Annotated in this window: 12 protein-coding genes; 8 read left to right on the forward strand and 4 right to left on the reverse strand. The window is 60.0% G+C overall.

The genetic code is table 11. From position 1 onward, the window contains the following. Positions 1-9: 9 nt before the first annotated feature. Both flgD and flgE read left to right on the forward strand, forming a co-directional pair. Complete coding sequence (gene flgD / locus B1722_RS24615; RefSeq protein ID WP_086794688.1) at positions 10-738, forward strand: flagellar hook assembly protein FlgD; 729 nt, start codon at positions 10-12, stop codon at positions 736-738. Between the two features lie 30 nt (positions 739-768). Further along, positions 769-2085: a flagellar hook protein FlgE gene (gene flgE, locus B1722_RS24620; RefSeq protein WP_041075033.1), complete on the forward strand. Its 1317-nt coding sequence runs from the start codon at positions 769-771 to the stop codon at positions 2083-2085. 729 nt (positions 2086-2814) lie between these two features. Here the strand turns inward: flgE and B1722_RS24625 are convergent. Then, positions 2815-5709 (reverse strand): ribonucleoside-diphosphate reductase subunit alpha, encoded by a 2895-nt coding sequence (locus tag B1722_RS24625; protein WP_041067575.1) that lies wholly within the window; start codon positions 5707-5709, stop codon positions 2815-2817. 856 nt (positions 5710-6565) lie between these two features. Between B1722_RS24625 and B1722_RS24630 the strand changes: the two genes are divergently transcribed. Together B1722_RS24630 and B1722_RS24635 are read left to right on the forward strand one after the other, a co-directional pair. After that, positions 6566-7288, forward strand: coding sequence for a response regulator (locus tag B1722_RS24630; protein ID WP_047295809.1), 723 nt, complete (start codon positions 6566-6568; stop codon positions 7286-7288). Then, a complete protein-coding gene (locus B1722_RS24635) occupies positions 7285-8895 on the forward strand; it encodes an ATP-binding protein (RefSeq protein WP_041067572.1) in 1611 nt (536 codons plus the stop codon). Before B1722_RS24630 ends, B1722_RS24635 begins: the two co-directional genes overlap by 4 nt. Positions 8896-9038: 143 nt before the next feature. Here B1722_RS24635 and B1722_RS24640 read toward each other — a convergent pair whose 3' ends face one another. Beyond that, the gene (locus B1722_RS24640; protein ID WP_086794690.1) at positions 9039-9764 is read right to left on the reverse strand and encodes a 4'-phosphopantetheinyl transferase; all 726 of its coding nucleotides are present in this window, start codon (positions 9762-9764) and stop codon (positions 9039-9041) included. 167 nt (positions 9765-9931) lie between these two features. After that, on the reverse strand, positions 9932-10723 hold the full coding sequence (locus B1722_RS24645; protein WP_086794692.1) for a dienelactone hydrolase family protein: 792 nt from the start codon (positions 10721-10723) through the stop codon (positions 9932-9934). A 141-nt stretch (positions 10724-10864) separates the two neighbouring features. On the opposite strand from B1722_RS24645, the gene B1722_RS24650 reads away from it, so the two are divergent. The 3 genes from B1722_RS24650 (at position 10865) to B1722_RS24660 (ending at position 13642) form a co-directional block, all read left to right on the forward strand. Then, on the forward strand, positions 10865-11470 hold the full coding sequence (locus B1722_RS24650; RefSeq protein WP_086794694.1) for a hypothetical protein: 606 nt from the start codon (positions 10865-10867) through the stop codon (positions 11468-11470). A gap of 151 nt (positions 11471-11621) precedes the next feature. After that, the gene (locus B1722_RS24655) at positions 11622-12299 is read left to right on the forward strand and encodes a response regulator transcription factor (RefSeq protein ID WP_086794696.1); all 678 of its coding nucleotides are present in this window, start codon (positions 11622-11624) and stop codon (positions 12297-12299) included. Then, a complete protein-coding gene (locus B1722_RS24660; protein ID WP_086794698.1) occupies positions 12296-13642 on the forward strand; it encodes an ATP-binding protein in 1347 nt (448 codons plus the stop codon). The genes B1722_RS24655 and B1722_RS24660 overlap by 4 nt, the downstream gene beginning before the upstream one ends. Before the next feature lie 144 nt (positions 13643-13786). On the opposite strand, the gene B1722_RS24665 is transcribed toward B1722_RS24660, so the two are convergent. Continuing rightward, positions 13787-14785 carry an AraC family transcriptional regulator gene (locus B1722_RS24665; RefSeq protein ID WP_086794700.1) on the reverse strand — a complete coding sequence of 333 codons (999 nt, stop codon included), beginning with the start codon at positions 14783-14785 and terminating at the stop codon, positions 13787-13789. A 350-nt stretch (positions 14786-15135) separates the two neighbouring features. On the opposite strand from B1722_RS24665, the gene B1722_RS24670 reads away from it, so the two are divergent. Further along, on the forward strand, positions 15136-16470 hold the full coding sequence (locus B1722_RS24670; protein WP_041067561.1) for a dicarboxylate/amino acid:cation symporter: 1335 nt from the start codon (positions 15136-15138) through the stop codon (positions 16468-16470). Positions 16471-16496 lie beyond the last annotated feature (26 nt).

The raw sequence follows: 16496 nt of genomic DNA on the forward strand, positions 1-16496 counted from the left end.
GCGACGGCCATGAGTGTTTCCGATACCACCAGCAGCCTGAGCATGAATGACATCCTGGCGAACTCCTCGAAGAAAACGAGCAGTACGACCACTGATGGCATTGCCTCGGCCACCAACAGCTCCACCGGCGGCAAAGCCCTGGGCAAGGATGCGTTCCTGCAATTGCTGGTCACCCAGCTGAAAAACCAGAACCCGCTCGATCCGCAGGACAACAGCGCCTTCGTTGCGCAGTTGGCGCAGTTCAGCAGCCTTGAGGGTATCACCACCCTCAACAGCACCGTCAGCTCGCTGGCCGGCAATTACAACTCGTCGCAGGCGCTGCAGGCGTCGTCGCTGGTCGGTCGCAACGTGATCGTGCAGACCAACACCGTTCAACTGGACGACCCGAGCAAAGGCATGACCGGTTCGGTCACCGTTCCGTCGTCGATTGCCGGCGGCACCGTCAGCATTACCGACAGCAGCGGCGCGGTGGTCCGCACCATCGATCTGGGCAGTCGCGCCGCAGGCAGCGCGAGCTTCACCTGGGACGGCAAGGACAAGGACGGCAACCTGGTGAAGACCGGTACCTATACCGTCAAGGCCAACGCCTCGATCAATGGCACCTCGACCGATATGGCGACCTACCTGCCAGCCACGGTCAACAGCGTGACCATCAGCCAGACCGGTGGCGAGCTGATGCTCAACCTGTCCGGCAAGGGCACCGTCGCCCTGTCCAAAGTACAAACCATTGGTATATAGAGCCGACCAACCGGCACAAAGGAGTGGAATATGTCTTTCAATATCGGCCTTAGCGGTCTCTATGCAGCCAACAAACAACTGGACGTGACCGGCAACAACATCGCCAACGTCGCGACCGCCGGTTTCAAATCGTCCCGTGCAGAATTCGAAGACGTCTACTCGGCCACTCGCCTGGGTAGCGGCAGCAAGGTCATCGGCAACGGCGTGCGTCTGGCCAACGTGTCCCAGCAGTTCACCCAGGGTGACATCAACAACACCGGTAACGTGCTGGACATGGGCATCAACGGTTCCGGCTTCTTCACCATGAGCAACAACGGCTCGATTTCCTATACCCGTGCCGGTACGTTCAAAGTCGACAATGCCGGTTACATCACCAACACCGACTACACCTCGCGTCTGCAAGGTTATGGTGTGGATGCCAACGGCAAGATCATCAATGGTGTGCTGACCGACCTGAAAATCGATACTTCCAACCTGGCGCCGAAGTCCACCTCGCTGGTGACCTCGACTATCAACCTGAATTCGTCGGCACCGGTGATCGACGACACAGTGGCGGCCGGCAAGTTCGATCCGTCAAAACTTGAGACTTACACCAAGCAGTTCAGTACGCCGATCTATGATTCTCAGGGCAACTCGCACGTCATGGATCAGTACGTGGTGAAGACTGGCCAGAACACCTGGAAGGTCTACACCCTGGTAGACGGTCGTAACCCGGACGCTACCGGCAGCGATCCGAAGGTCACCGCGCCGACACCTTCTACCATGACGTTTGACTCCGCTGGCAAGCTGACCCAGGTCAGCACTCTGCCAGGTCCTGTGATCAGCAGTGACCTGAAGCTCACTGGCTGGGTGCCGGGTACTGTGGTTAATGGGACGTTCACGCCTAACGGCGCTTCGGCGAACCCGGCCGGTATCACCATTTCGATGGCGCAGACCACCCAGTACAACGCAGATACCGCTCGTTCGATTCCGACTCAGGATGGTTACGCCACTGGCCAGATCACCAACCTGACCATCGACGGCACCGGTACGCTGTTCGCCAACTTCAGCAACAACCAGAGCAAGGCCATCGGCCAGGTTGCGCTGGCCAGCTTCACCAACGAGCAAGGCCTGCAGCCTGTCGGCGGCACAAGTTGGAAAGAGACGTTCGCCTCGGGTATCCCGGGTTACGACGCGCCGAAAACCGGTACCTTGGGTGAGGTGGTGTCCAACTCGCTGGAAGAGTCCAACGTTAACCTGACCAACGAGCTGGTGGATCTGATCAAGGGCCAGAGCAACTATCAGGCGAACGCCAAGACTATCTCCACCCAGAGCACTATCATGCAGACCATCATTCAGATGACCTGATTGCGGTTTCTGATTGTGCAAGGGAGCCCCTCTTTTTGAGGGGCTTTTTTGTGGGCTATTGTTTTGTGAGCTTATCCGTTGCTGCGGTAACGGCTACTTAGGGTTTCGCCCTTACGGCGAGTCACTTTTGCAGACGCCCAAAAGTAACCAAAACGCTTGGCCCCAACGTTCGGCCCTCGCTTAGGCTCGGGTTCCTTCGCTGCGGGATTCATCCGGGGGCATCGCCTCCGGTTTGCTTCGCTGCACCTCCTCTCGCTGTGTTTGGCTTCGCCAAACGGTCGCTTCGCTCCCACCCCCGGATAAATCCCTCCACTCAGCCTGCCGACGGGGCCGGTACGGCAAAATCAAAAGCTTTCGGCGAGCTGACACTCGGCCATTGAGTGGTGAAAAGCATGCGCTTGGCTTTTGCTCTTCTGTGGAAGCCAGCCTGCTGGCGATGGCGGCCTGCCAGCCGACCACTCTCTATCCGAATGCATCCAGTCCCTGTGGGAGCTGGCTTGCCAGCGATGGCGGCCTGCCAGATGTACTCATCCTCTGGAGCTGCCGAAGGCTGCGATCTTTTGATCTTTGGCAGAGCACTAAAGATCAAAAGATCGCAGCCTCGTTGCACTCGACAGCTCCTACAGGTAAATGGCGGACAAAAGAAAACCCCCGACAAACCAAAAGTCTGTCGGGGGTTTCTTTTGCCTGGAGAAATCAGGCGTCTCGCGACGCCTGATCCGGCTCAGCTTATTGGCAAGCTTCGCAATCCGGCTCGTCGATTGCGCAAGCCTTTGGCACTGGCGCCGGACCGGCTGGAGCTGCCAGAACCGAATCGTCGCCGTGGTTGCCGCCGCTGGAAACAGCGTTCAGCTTGCCGGTGTTGATGGTCGACTTCTCGGTGCTGGTCGCGGCCAGGGCACGGAGGTAGTAAGTGGTTTTCAGACCACGGTACCAGGCCATGCGGTAGGTCACGTCGAGCTTCTTGCCCGAGGCGCCGGCGATGTACAGGTTCAGCGACTGGGCCTGGTCGATCCACTTCTGACGACGGCTGGCGGCGTCAACGATCCACTTGGTGTCCACTTCGAACGCGGTCGCGTAGAGCTCTTTGAGTTCTTGCGGGATGCGCTCGATCTGCTGCACCGAACCGTCGTAGTACTTCAGGTCGTTGATCATGACCGAGTCCCACAGACCGCGAGCCTTGAGGTCGCGAACCAGGTACGGGTTGATCACGGTGAATTCGCCCGACAGGTTCGATTTCACATACAGGTTCTGGTAGGTCGGTTCGATCGACTGCGAGACGCCCGTGATGTTGGCGATGGTCGCGGTCGGTGCGATGGCCATGATGTTGGAGTTACGAATGCCTTTCTGTACACGGGCGCGAACCGGTGCCCAGTCCAGGGTTTCGTTCAGGTCAACGTCGATGTACTTCTGGCCGCGCTGTTCGATCAGGATCTGTTGCGAATCCAGCGGCAGGATGCCTTTGGACCACAGCGAACCGTTGAACGTCTCGTACGCGCCGCGCTCGTCGGCCAGGTCGCAGGACGCCTGGATCGCGTAGTAGCTGACCGCTTCCATCGACTTGTCGGCGAACTCGACGGCCGCGTCGGAACCATAAGGGATGTGCTGCAGGTACAGCGCGTCCTGGAAGCCCATGATGCCCAGACCGACCGGGCGGTGGCGGAAGTTGGAGTTCTTCGCTTGCGGCACCGAGTAGTAGTTGATGTCGATCACGTTGTCGAGCATGCGCACGGCGGTGTTCACGGTGCGTTGCAGCTTGGCGGTATCCAGCTTGCCGTCGACGATGTGGTTCGGCAGGTTGATCGAGCCCAGGTTGCAAACGGCGATCTCGTCCTTGTTGGTGTTCAAGGTGATCTCGGTGCACAGGTTCGAGCTGTGAACCACGCCGACGTGCTGCTGCGGGCTACGCAGGTTGCACGGATCCTTGAAAGTCAGCCACGGGTGGCCGGTTTCAAACAGCATGGAGAGCATTTTGCGCCACAGGTCTTTGGCCTGGATGGTCTTGAACAGCTTGACCTTGCCCGGGTACTCGGTCAGGGCTTCGTAGTACTCGTAGCGCTCTTCGAAGGCTTTACCGGTCAGGTCGTGCAGATCCGGTACTTCGGAAGGCGAGAACAGGGTCCACTTGCCGTCATCGAAGACACGCTTCATGAACAGGTCAGGGATCCAGTTGGCGGTGTTCATGTCGTGGGTACGACGACGATCATCACCGGTGTTCTTGCGCAGTTCGATGAACTCTTCGATGTCCATGTGCCAGGTTTCCAGGTAGGCACACACAGCGCCTTTGCGCTTGCCACCCTGGTTAACGGCTACGGCGGTGTCGTTCACTACTTTGAGGAACGGAACCACGCCTTGCGACTTGCCGTTGGTGCCCTTGATGTACGAACCCAGTGCACGCACCGGCGTCCAGTCGTTGCCCAGGCCGCCAGCGAATTTGGACAACATGGCGTTGTCGTGGATCGCGTGGTAGATGCCCGACAGGTCGTCCGGAACGGTGGTCAGGTAGCAACTCGACAGCTGTGGACGCAAGGTACCGGCGTTGAACAGAGTCGGGGTCGAAGCCATGTAGTCAAAGGACGACAGCAGGTTGTAGAACTCGATCGCGCGGTCTTCTTTCTGCTTCTCTTCGATCGCCAGGCCCATGGCCACGCGCATGAAGAAGATCTGCGGCAGTTCGAAACGCACGCCATCCTTGTGGATGAAGTAACGGTCGTACAGGGTCTGCAGGCCCAGGTAGGTGAATTGCTGATCGCGCTCGTGGTTGATCGCCTTGCCCAGTTTTTCCAGGTCGAAGGAGGCCAGCACAGGGTTCAGCAGTTCGAACTCGATACCTTTGGCGATGTAAGCCGGCAGTGCCTTGGCGTACAGGTCGGCCATTTCGTGGTGAGTGGCGCTTTCGGCCACGCCGAGGAAGCCCAGGCCTTCGGCACGCAGGGTGTCCATCAGCAGACGGGCGGTGACGAACGAGTAGTTCGGCTCACGTTCAACCAGGGTACGCGCGGTCATCACCAATGCGGTGTTGACGTCGTTCAGGGCCACGCCGTCGTACAGGTTTTTCAGGGTTTCGCGCTGGATCAGATCGCCATCGACTTCAGCCAGGCCTTCGCAGGCTTCGGTGACGATGGTGTTCAGGCGGCCCATGTCCAGCGGCGCGAGGCTGCCGTCGGCGCGGGTGATGCGGATCGACGGGTGCGCGTCGACCGCGGCTTCGACCGGGGTATGAGCTGCGCGTTCTTTCGAGCGGGCGTCACGGTAGATCACGTAGTCGCGAGCGACTTTCTGCTCGCCGGCACGCATCAGGGCCAGTTCGACCTGGTCCTGGATTTCTTCGATGTGGATGGTGCCGCCCGACGGCATGCGACGCTTGAAGGTCGCGGTGACTTGTTCGGTCAGGCGGGCAACGGTGTCGTGGATTCGCGACGAAGCGGCAGCGGTGCCGCCCTCAACTGCGAGAAACGCTTTGGTGATAGCGACGGTGATCTTGTCATCGGTGTAAGGAACGACAGTGCCATTACGCTTGATCACGCGCAGTTGACCAGGCGCGGTGGCGGCCAGATCCGAATTCGAATCGGCGGCCTGCGGCAAGGTGCCCTGCGGGTTCTCGCGAGTTGTGTCGGTTTGCATGGGGGGTGATCTCCACATTCTCTATGTTTGTTTGGGCACCATCATGGTGCTCACCGTTCTGGTCCGAAGCACTACAACCGACGGGCGTCGGGCATAACAACTTCGGATCAGTAGGAAAAAGGCTAATGACGCCGCATCCTTGCCGAAGTTTTTGGCTGCGAGCCAGGGCTCGAGCCGGATTCCTTCCCGGATGACAGTAATGACTGCAACACCCGTACCGTTCCGGTCGTTTCCGACCTGAAAAACGGCGCCATCCGCAAGTGCGGTTTGGGCTTTGAAAAACTTGCTTGGTTCAACCGGAAACTGGCAATAAAGCGCTTGAGTTTCAGGTCCGAAATGTGGTTGGTCGTCTGAGCGTAAAACCCTATATGTAGGGTCTCTCCTCGCGCCGTGCTACAAGATAATGCGTTTTGAGAGGGCTTGCAACGTACTAGCTGTGGATAAACCTGTGCGTAAATTGTGTAAGAAACCAGGAATTCCCGTGTAGGCCGCGAACCTGCTGAGCCAGACCGTTTGTCACTGTTTTTCTCTCGGGAAAAACGCTTCAGCGGATTTTTAAGGGCGCGAACCCTATCACAAAAAACCGCCTTGTCCGAACGCATTTGCCGACTTGTGTTCTGGCTGTACGCTGTTTATACAATCGGGCGGTGTTTACTCATTCTTATCCTCCTCAAACATGACAAAAGGTCGGGAGGATCTAAAACTGTGGGAGCGAGCCTGCTCGCGAATGCGTCGGCAGGTTCAGCATCAACGTTGACTGATCCAACGCTTTCGCGAGCAGGCTCGCTCCCACATGAATTGTGCTGCGTCGTACGGTTCTTCCTTTATTAATAACAATAGAAAGCAGAGGTCACCGGTGGAGCAAGAAGCCTGGCAGGTATTGATAGTCGAGGACGACCAGCGACTGGCCGAACTCACCCGCGAATACCTGCAAGCCAATGGATTGCGCGTGGAGATCGAAGGCAACGGTGCGCTGGCGGCGGCGCGGATCATCAAGGAGCAGCCGGACCTGGTGATCCTCGACCTGATGCTGCCCGGTGAAGACGGCTTGAGCATTTGCCGCAAGGTCCGCGACCGTTACGACGGGCCGATCCTGATGCTCACCGCGCGCACCGACGATGCCGACCAGATCCAGGGCCTCGACCTCGGTGCCGACGATTACGTGTGCAAACCGGTGCGCCCACGGCTGTTGCTGGCACGGATTCAGGCTTTGCTGCGGCGCAGTGACAGCGCCGAGCCGGTCACGGAAAAAAGCCGCCGCCTGCAATTCGGCCCGCTGGTGGTGGACAACGCCTTGCGCGAAGCCTGGCTCAGTGACAGCGGCATCGAACTGACCAGCGCCGAATTCGACCTGCTCTGGCTGCTGGTGTCGAATGCCGGACGAATCCTCTCTCGCGAAGAAATTTTCACTGCGCTGCGTGGCATCGGCTATGACGGCCAGGACCGTTCGATCGATGTGCGCATCTCGCGCATCCGCCCGAAAATCGGTGATGACCCCGATCATCCGCGCCTGATCAAGACCATCCGCAGCAAAGGCTATCTGTTCGTTCCGGAAGCCTGTGTGGATCTGGCGCTGTGAACTCGATCTTCCTGCGCATCTATGGCGGCATGTGCGCGGCGCTGATTCTGGTGGCGGTGCTTGGGGTGCTGGCATTGCACCTGCTCAATCAGGTGCGCAGCGAGCAATACCGCGAGCGCCTGGCCCACGGCACGTTCTCGCTGATGGCCGACAACCTGCAACCGATGAACGCAACCGAGCGCCACCGGGCATTGTTGGTCTGGGAGCGTCTGCTGGGGATTCCGCTGGCGCTGAAGACGTTTTCCGAGACCGATCTGGACCTCTCTCAGCGCGCCCGGGTGCAGCGCGGTCAGGCCTTGGTGGAGCAGACCGGCCCGCATGCGGCGCGGGTCTATCGACTGGTCAGCGACAAGGAACAGTTGCTGCTGACCGGCGACGTCCAGCAGATCAGCGAACAACTGGCCCGCGCGACTATTTACCTGCTGGCCGATGAACTGGTGCGGGTGCCGGTTGGCGAACAGCCCAAGCGGCTGGCGCAGTTAAAGGAGGAGAAAGGTTTCGGTTTTGATTTGCGCCTGGTCACGGTCAACGAGGCCGACATGGACGAAGACCAGAGCCGCCGTGTGTCCGAGGGCGATACGGTGATGGCGCTGGGCAAGGGCGGGGATTCGATCCGGGTGTTTGCCGGCATGGTCGGCACGCCGTGGGTGCTGGAAATCGGTCCGCTGTATCAGATGAATCCGTATCCACCGCAATGGCTGGTGCTGATTGCGGCCCTCGGCCTGAGCCTGATCGGCCTGATCGTTTATCTGTTGGTGCGCCAGCTCGAACGACGTCTGCGCGGTCTCGAGGCCGCAGCCACGCGCATCGCCAAGGGCAGTCTGGAAACCCGCGTGCCGGCCCGTGGCGCTGACTCGGTGGGGCGGCTGGCGGCAGCGTTCAACGGCATGGCCGAGCACTTGCAGCAGTTGCTGGCGATCCAGCGCGAACTGGTGCGCGCGGTGTCCCATGAGTTGCGTACACCCGTGGCGCGTCTGCGATTCGGGTTGGAGATGATCGGCTCGGCCACCACCCCGCAGGCGCTGGAAAAGTACCGCGAGGGCATGGATCACGACATCGAGGATCTCGATAAGCTGGTGGACGAAATGCTCACCTACGCGCGGCTGGAGCAGGGGTCGCCCGCGCTGACCTTTCAACGCATCGACCTCGATGCGCTGGTCAATCAAGTGATTGAAGAACTGGCGCCGTTGCGTGCCGAGGTCACGGTGCAGCGCGGATTATGCCTGTCCGCTGCCGATAATGACGGCGCCTGGGTCGAGGCCGAGCCGCGCTTTTTGCACCGCGCGTTGCAGAACCTGGTGAGCAACGCGATGCGCCATGCGCACTCGAACGTCACGGTGAGTTATCAGGTTGGGCAACTGCGCTGCCGGGTGGACGTCGAGGATGATGGGCCGGGTGTGCCGGAGTCGGCGTGGGAGCGCATCTTCACGCCGTTCCTGCGTCTGGATGACAGCCGCACACGGGCGTCGGGCGGGCATGGGCTGGGTCTGTCGATTGTGCGGCGGATCATTCACTGGCATGACGGGCGGGCGCTGATCAACAAGAGCAAGAGTCTGGGTGGGGCCTGTTTCAGTCTGAGCTGGCCGAGGAATCAGGAACGCCGCTGAGTTTTGTGCTGGTTTTGCCGGCCGCAATCGCTGGCAAGCCAGCTCCCACACTGTCCGGGGGCAGCACACGTTTTGGATACACCCCTGAAACCTGTGGGAGCTGGCTTGCCAGCGATGGGGCCCTCAGCGGCGCTGAAAAATCTTCAGGCAGGGATGCTGACCAGACTCAACAACTGCCCATCCTGCACCCCGAACTGCGCGTCCAGCTCGGTGCCATGACGCCATTCACCTGCAAGATCGGTCAGCAAGCGCAAGCGAACCTGACCCTGCTCCGTCCATTCCAGCACCTCGGCGTGCTCGAAATAAAAGCGCTTCTGCACAATCGGGTACAGCGCCTTGAACAGGCTCTCTTTCACCGAAAACGTCAGGGTCACCCACAACCCCAGTTGCTCTCGCGAGCCGGCGGCCATGCGCTGCAACTCCGCTGGCGTGAGGATCTCCCCGGCCAGGCGTTCGGCACGCTCGGTCTCGAGCAGGTTCTCCAGATCCATGCCCAAGCCGCGCCAGTGTCGCTTGTTGGCGACAATCGCCGCCGCGTGTCCGGTGCTGTGGGTGATCGAGCCGCAGATGTGCGCCGGCCACACCGGTGCGCGGTCTTCGCCAATCGCCGGAATCACGTTTGAGCCTTCCAGTTGCTGCAGCGCAGCCCGGGCACAAATCCGCCCGGCGAGAAACTCGGCCTGCCGTTTGGCCACCGAGCGCTGAATGCTCGGCGGCGGCTCGATGGCACTGCGCTGGAAGTCATCGCCGAGCAGTTGCTTCGGATCGAAACGGGTGCTGAGCAGGACGGTGTCGGGCAACACGTTGGGCAACGGCCAATGGGCGTCGAGCGGGGTGCAGCAGGCGGGGAGGGGCGGGCTGGAATTCATGGCGGGCATTTTGCCGGTTGGCGCGGATGCTGGGTAGAGCCAAAACCTGTATCAGGCGTCGCTGACCCTGTAGGAGCTGCCGAAGGCTGCGATCTTTTGTTCTTGATCTTAAGAAGCAAGATCAAAAGATCGCAGCCTTCGGCAGCTCCTACAGGGGGCGAAGTGGGTCAGCTGAAGATTTTCTGGAAGAACGCCTTCATGTCCGCCCAGGATTTTTCATCGGCCGCTTTGTTGTAGCCGATATCCGGGCCACCGTGATCGCCGTGGCTCAAGCGATCGGCATCCGGATTGGTGAAACCGTGCTTGGCGCCGTCGAGGCTGACGAATCTGTAGTCGGCGCCGGCCTTGTCCATTTCGGATTTGAACGCGGTGACGTTGTCGGCAGTGACCATGCTGTCCAGCGCGCCGTGTTCGACCAGAATTTTCGCCTTCACACTGCCGGGAGTCGCCGGAGTAGTGGTCGCCAGCGCACCGTGGAAACTCACCACGCCCGCCAGCGGCTCGCCCTGACGCGCCGCATTGAGCACCACGCCACCGCCGAAGCAGTAGCCGATGGCGGCGATTTTATTGACGTCGGTCTGCGGCTGCTTTTTCAGCAGGTTCAGCCCGGCCTCGAAACGTTTGCTGGAGGCGGCGGCATCCTGGGTCGCGGCCTGCATGAACGCCATCGCATCTTTCGGGTGCTCGGTGTTCTTGCCCTCGCCATACATGTCGATTGCCAAGGCGCTGTAGCCCAGTTCGGCGAGATCGCGGGCGCGGCGTTTGGCGTAATCGTTCAGGCCCCACCATTCATGCACCACCACCACGCCCGGGCGTTTGCCCTTGATTGCGTCGTCGTAGGCGTAATAGCCGATCAGTCGGGTGCCGTCGGCGCTCTGGTAAGGAATCTCCTGAGTCTTGATCGCAGCGTTGGCCAGGCTGCTGGCGGCGAGCAGGGCAAGGGCGAAAAACAGGCGCATGGTCGGTCTCCTTATCGAAAGTGGTCAAGACAGCCTAGTCGATTTGATTCAGCGCAGGTTCAGAGAGTGTTCAGGGCAGGTACAGGGGCAGGTCAGTAACCTTGCGCCATACCCAAACAGCGCTGTGAAAGAGGAAACGCGATGAATCGTCTGAACAAACTGCTGCTGGCTTTTACCTTGTTGGGCTCCAGCCTTGCGGCACATGCCGATGACACCAGCAACTTCGCCGGCCTGACGTTCGGCCAGACCAGTGACAAGGTCAAAAAGTCCCACGCGCTGAACGACAACCTTGGCCACCCGGACGCCAGCGGCGCAATCGACGGCAACAACGCTTACGGTGTGCGCCTCGGTCAGCAAAACTCGCAAGGTCGCTACTACGCCACTTACGACAACGTGTCCGGTTCGCACAATGGCATTAAACTGCGCCAGGAAAATCTGCTGGGCAGCTACGATCTGTTCTATCCAGTGGGCGGCAGCACCAAGCTGTTCGGTGGTGCCACGGCCGGTTTGACCAAGCTGACCCAGGATTCGCCAGGCTACAGCCGTGACAGCGACATCGGGTACGCCGTTGGTGGTCAGTTCGGTGTGCTGCAACAAGTGGCGCAGAACGTTTCGGTGGAACTCGGTTACCGTTACCTGATGAGCAACGCCAGCACCGAAATGAAAGAGAGCGGTGGCAGCAAGCAAGGCTCGCTGGACTTGACCAGCAGCGCCCAGACTTACCTGTCGGCGAACTACGCTTTCTAAAGCGCGGTTCGCTCTAGACCCTGTGGGAGCGAGCTTGCTCGCGAAAGCGGTCTATCAGTCGACGACACTGTTGGCTGATACATCGCCTTCGCGAGCAAGCCCGCTCCCACAGGTGCGTTGTTGGAGTTTTTGATTTGCCCGGGAGAGCGTTATGAAACTGTTGGTCGTCGAAGATGAAGCGCTGTTGCGTCATCACCTGCAAACCCGCCTGACGGAGAGTGGCCACGTGGTCGAGTCCGTGGCCAATGCCGAAGAGGCGCTGTACCAGACCGGACAGTTCAACTTCGATCTGGCGGTGATCGACCTCGGTCTGCCCGGCATGGGCGGTCTGGACCTGATTCGCCAGTTGCGCTCGAGCGGCAAGAGCTTTCCGATCCTGATTCTCACCGCCCGTGGCAATTGGCAGGACAAGGTCGAAGGCCTCGCCGCCGGTGCCGACGACTACGTGGTCAAGCCGTTTCAGTTCGAAGAACTCGACGCGCGCCTCAACGCCTTGCTGCGCCGTTCCAGCGGTTTCACCCAGTCGACCATCGTTGCCGGGCCGCTGTTGCTTGATCTCAATCGCAAGCAGGCGTCACTGGATGAAGAGCCGCTGGCGCTGACCGCCTACGAATACCGCATCCTCGAATACCTGATGCGCCACCACCAGCAAGTGGTGCCCAAGGATCGCCTGATGGAACAACTCTATCCGGACGACGACGAGCGTGATCCGAACGTGATCGAAGTGCTGGTCGGCCGCTTGCGCCGCAAGCTCGAAGGCCCGGGCGGGTTCAAGCCGATCGATACCGTGCGTGGTCTCGGCTACCTGTTCAATGAGCGCTGCACTTGATTCGTTCTCTTCGCGTTCGCTTGATGCTCGCCGCCACCACGTTGGCGGTGTTGTTCATGCTCGGCTTGCTGCCGGCCATGCAGGGCGCGTTCAGCCTGGCACTGCAGGACTCGATCGAGCAGCGCCTGGCCTCGGATGTCACCACGCTGATCTCGGCGGCGCGCATCGACAGCGGCCAACTGGTGATGCCGACGCAGTTGCCGGATGAACGTTTCAACCTCACTGACAACCGCTTGCTCGGCTACATCTACGACCGCCAGGGCAAACTGGTCTGGCGTTCGAAAGGTACGCAGGAAGAGCAGATCAACTACAAGCCGCGTTACGACGGCATGGGTAACGAATTCGCGCGGATCCGCGAGAGCAACGGCCAGGAGTTCTTCGTCTACGACGTCGAAGTCAAACTGCTCGGCGGCAAGAGCGCGGCTTTCAGTATCGTTGCGCTGCAACCGGTGCGCGAATATGAAAACACCCTTGAAGGCCTGCGCGAGAACCTCTATCTGGGCTTCGGCGCTGCCTTGTTGGTGCTGCTGGCGCTGTTGTGGATCGGCCTGACCTGGGGCCTCAAGGCGCTGCGTCGGCTGAGTCAGGAACTCGACGAAATCGAAAGCGGCACCCGCGAAAGCCTCACCGAACAGCACCCGCGCGAACTGCTGCGCCTGACCGGCTCGCTCAACCGTTTGCTGCACAGTGAACGCCAGCAACGCAGCCGTTACCGCGACTCTCTCGATGACCTGGCGCACAGCCTGAAAACCCCGTTGGCGGTGTTGCAAGGGGTCAGTGAAGACATGGCCCAACGCCCGGAAGATCGCGATCAGGCCTGGGTGCTGCAAACCCAGATCGAACGCATGAGCCAGCAGATCAGCTATCAACTGCAACGGGCCAGCCTGCGCAAAAGCGGTCTGGTACGCCATCAGGTGCGGCTGCAACCGGTGCTCAAGAGTCTGTGCGACACGCTGGACAAGGTTTACCGCGACAAACATGTTCGAGTGGCGTTCGACCTGCCTGAGCAATGTTATGTGCCGATCGAACAGGGCGCGTTGCTGGAGATGATGGGCAACCTGCTGGAAAACGCCTATCGCCTGTGCCTGAGCGAAGTGCGCATCAGCGTGCGCGAGAGTCTCGCCGGCATCGAGTTGTGCATCGAAGACGACGGCCCCGGCGTGCCGCCGAATCAGCGCGCGCGAATCCTTGAGCGCGGCGAACGACTGGATCGTCAGCATCCGGGGCAGGGCATCGGGCTGGCGGTGGTCAAGGACATCATCGAAAGCTACAACGCCAAGCTGATGCTCGGAGATTCGCCGATGGGCGGGGCGGCGTTCAGGATTCAGTTTCCTGCGGTTTAGGTGTTGGTCTTTCGGGCGCTATCGCTGGCAAGCCAGCTCCCACAGTGTCCGAGTCGTATACAAATTCCTTGAACGACATCAAAACCTATGGGAGCTGGCTTGCCAGCGATGAGGCCAGTCAAGGCGTCACAGACGGCGAACAGATCACTGCTCCTGCGCCCGATACGCCCCCGGCGTCAGCCCGGTCCATTTCTTGAACGCCCGGTGAAACGCCGACGGTTCGGAAAACCCCAACTGCTCGGCAATCTGTTGCAACGACAGATCCGCCCGTCCCAGATGATAAATCGCGATATCGCGGCGCAACTGATCCTTCAATTCCTGAAAACTGCTGCCTTCCTCACGCAAATGCCGACGCAGAGTTTGCGGGCTGATGTGCAACTGCGCAGCCACGGCCTCCAGGTCCGGCCACTGCGCGCTGTCGCGGCTGAGCAAACGGCGCAGGCGGCTGCTGAGGCTGTCGCCGTCGTCCGGGCGCGACAACAGGTCGGCGGGGGAGCGTTCGAGGAAATGCTTCAAGGTGCGCTCGTCCTGCAACAGCGGCATGTGCAGGTAGCGACTGTGAAATAGCAGGCTGCTTTGCTCGGCGCAAAACACCAAAGGGCAGGGGAACAGCAGGTCGTACTCGGCACCGTGCGCCGGTTTCGGGTAACTGAAGGTGGCCTGCTCCAGACGAATCCGCTGGCCGATCAGCCAACTGCCGAGGCGATGCCAGATCACCAGCAGGCTCTCGCTGAGAAAGTGATCCGGGTCCCATAACTGCGAGTCAGCGAGGCTCAGGCGCACCCATTCGTCTTCGCGGCTCAGGCTCAGGCGCGGAGCCTCGGGGAATAGGCTATAAAACAATAAACCGCGTTGCAGTGCCTTCTCCAGATTGCGGCAGTGGATCAGCGCGTGGCACATCATCGCGAAGCTGCCGGGTTTGCTTGGCGCATTGCCGAAACCCAGGTATTCGTCATCCAGCGCCAGCCACAGACTCTGGATCAACTGGGTGAATTGCTCCGGGGCGATGCGCGCCCGAGGTTCATCGAGCAACTCGGGGCTGATGCCCAGTTGCTGCAGCAGCGGCGCATAGTCGAACCCCGAACGGCGTGCGCCACCGAGGGCGGCACGGGCGAAATGACTGGCGATGGTACGTTCGCGCATAAGCGGCTGATCCTTCCTCTGGCGCCGGATGGTAGCCGGGGCAAGCGCAGGGCAACAAGGCGGATTTCCGCCAAATTGTAGGACGAGATCCGCTGACTTGGCGGAAATCCGCCACACCTGCGTCACCGGGCTGTGACAAAAAATACCCTGCATACCCTGATATCAAAAGGCTTGCAGCGAATCGCACCAAAGTGGCACGGCGTTTGCGATAAGAGCGACAGAAGTGTGCGTCTTTCCGCTGGAAAAACGCTGCTCGACACAACAAATCCCTCCAGTGCAGGAGGGTTCGCAATTCAGGTTCTGCGCTCAACAGATGGATGTTGCCCGCGGGACGCTTGAGGACACTTGCAATGACGACTCGTCAGCCACTGTACAAATCCCTGTATTTCCAGGTGATCGTCGCGATCATCATCGGTATTGCCCTTGGTCACTACTACCCGCAGTTCGGTGTGGCGGTTAAGCCGCTGGGCGACGGGTTCATCAAGCTGATCAAAATGATCATCGCCCCGATCATTTTCTGCACCGTGGTCAGCGGCATTGCTGGCATGCAAAGCATGAAATCGGTCGGCAAGACCGGCGGTTACGCACTCCTGTACTTCGAAATCGTTTCGACCATCGCCCTGCTGGTCGGTCTGATCGTGGTCAACATCGTGCAGCCGGGCAACGGCATGCACATTGACGTCAGCACCCTGGACGCCTCGAAAGTCGCCACTTATGTGCAGCAAGGCGCAGACCAGAGCGTTGTCGGCTTCCTGCTCAACGTGATCCCGACCACCATCGTCGGCGCGTTTGCTACCGGTGACATCCTGCAAGTGCTGATGTTCTCGGTGATCTTCGGTTTCGCCCTGCACCGCCTGGGTGACTACGGCCGTCCGATCCTCGACTTCATCGATCGCTTCGCCCACGTGATGTTCAACATCATCAACATGATCATGAAGCTCGCGCCAATCGGTGCCTTCGGTGCGATGGCGTTCACCATCGGTGCCTACGGTGTCGGTTCGCTGGTGCAGTTGGGTCAACTGATGGCCTGCTTCTACATCACCTGCCTGGCGTTCATCCTGATCGTGCTGGGTGCCATTGCCCGTATGCACGGCTTCAGCGTGCTGAAGATGATCCGTTACATCCGTGAAGAGCTGCTGATCGTACTGGGCACTTCCTCGTCGGAATCGGTACTGCCACGGATGCTGATCAAGATGGAGCGTCTGGGCGCGAAGAAATCCGTCGTGGGTCTGGTGATCCCGACCGGTTATTCGTTCAACCTCGACGGTACCGCGATCTACCTGACCATGGCCGCCGTGTTCATTGCTCAGGCCACCGACACGCACATGGACATCACCCATCAGATCACCCTGCTGGTGGTATTGCTGCTGTCGTCCAAAGGCGCCGCCGGTGTGACCGGTTCGGGCTTCATCGTGCTGGCCGCCACCCTGTCGGCGGTAGGTCACCTGCCGGTGGCCGGTCTGGCGCTGATTCTCGGTATCGACCGCTTCATGTCCGAAGCCCGCGCCCTGACCAACCTGGTCGGCAACGCCGTGGCGACCATCGTGGTTGCCAAGTGGGTGAAAGAGCTGGACACCGACGTGCTGCAAGCCGAGCTGGCTTCGGGTGGTCGCGGTATTGCTGACACCCGTCCGGAAGACGACCTGGGTGTGGCTGAAGGTGCTACCCCGAGCAACGTCAAGTAACTGCAATTTGGTAATACCTTGTGGCG

This window comes from Pseudomonas sp. SCPG-7, from assembly GCF_002156405.1.
Classification (GTDB): domain Bacteria; phylum Pseudomonadota; class Gammaproteobacteria; order Pseudomonadales; family Pseudomonadaceae; genus Aquipseudomonas; species Aquipseudomonas parakoreensis.

Bases quoted from the DNA above. Each gene is read 5' to 3' on its own strand.
- flgD (WP_086794688.1), top strand. From the start codon at position 10: ATGAGTGTTTCCGATACCACCAGCAGCCTGAGCATGAATGACATCCTG.
- flgE (WP_041075033.1), top strand. From the start codon at position 769: ATGTCTTTCAATATCGGCCTTAGCGGTCTCTATGCAGCCAACAAACAA.
- B1722_RS24625 (WP_041067575.1), bottom strand. From the start codon at position 5,709: ATGCAAACCGACACAACTCGCGAGAACCCGCAGGGCACCTTGCCGCAG.
- B1722_RS24640 (WP_086794690.1), bottom strand. From the start codon at position 9,764: ATGAATTCCAGCCCGCCCCTCCCCGCCTGCTGCACCCCGCTCGACGCC.
- B1722_RS24645 (WP_086794692.1), bottom strand. From the start codon at position 10,723: ATGCGCCTGTTTTTCGCCCTTGCCCTGCTCGCCGCCAGCAGCCTGGCC.
- B1722_RS24650 (WP_086794694.1), top strand. From the start codon at position 10,865: ATGAATCGTCTGAACAAACTGCTGCTGGCTTTTACCTTGTTGGGCTCC.
- B1722_RS24655 (WP_086794696.1), top strand. From the start codon at position 11,622: ATGAAACTGTTGGTCGTCGAAGATGAAGCGCTGTTGCGTCATCACCTG.
- B1722_RS24665 (WP_086794700.1), bottom strand. From the start codon at position 14,785: ATGCGCGAACGTACCATCGCCAGTCATTTCGCCCGTGCCGCCCTCGGT.
- B1722_RS24670 (WP_041067561.1), top strand. From the start codon at position 15,136: ATGACGACTCGTCAGCCACTGTACAAATCCCTGTATTTCCAGGTGATC.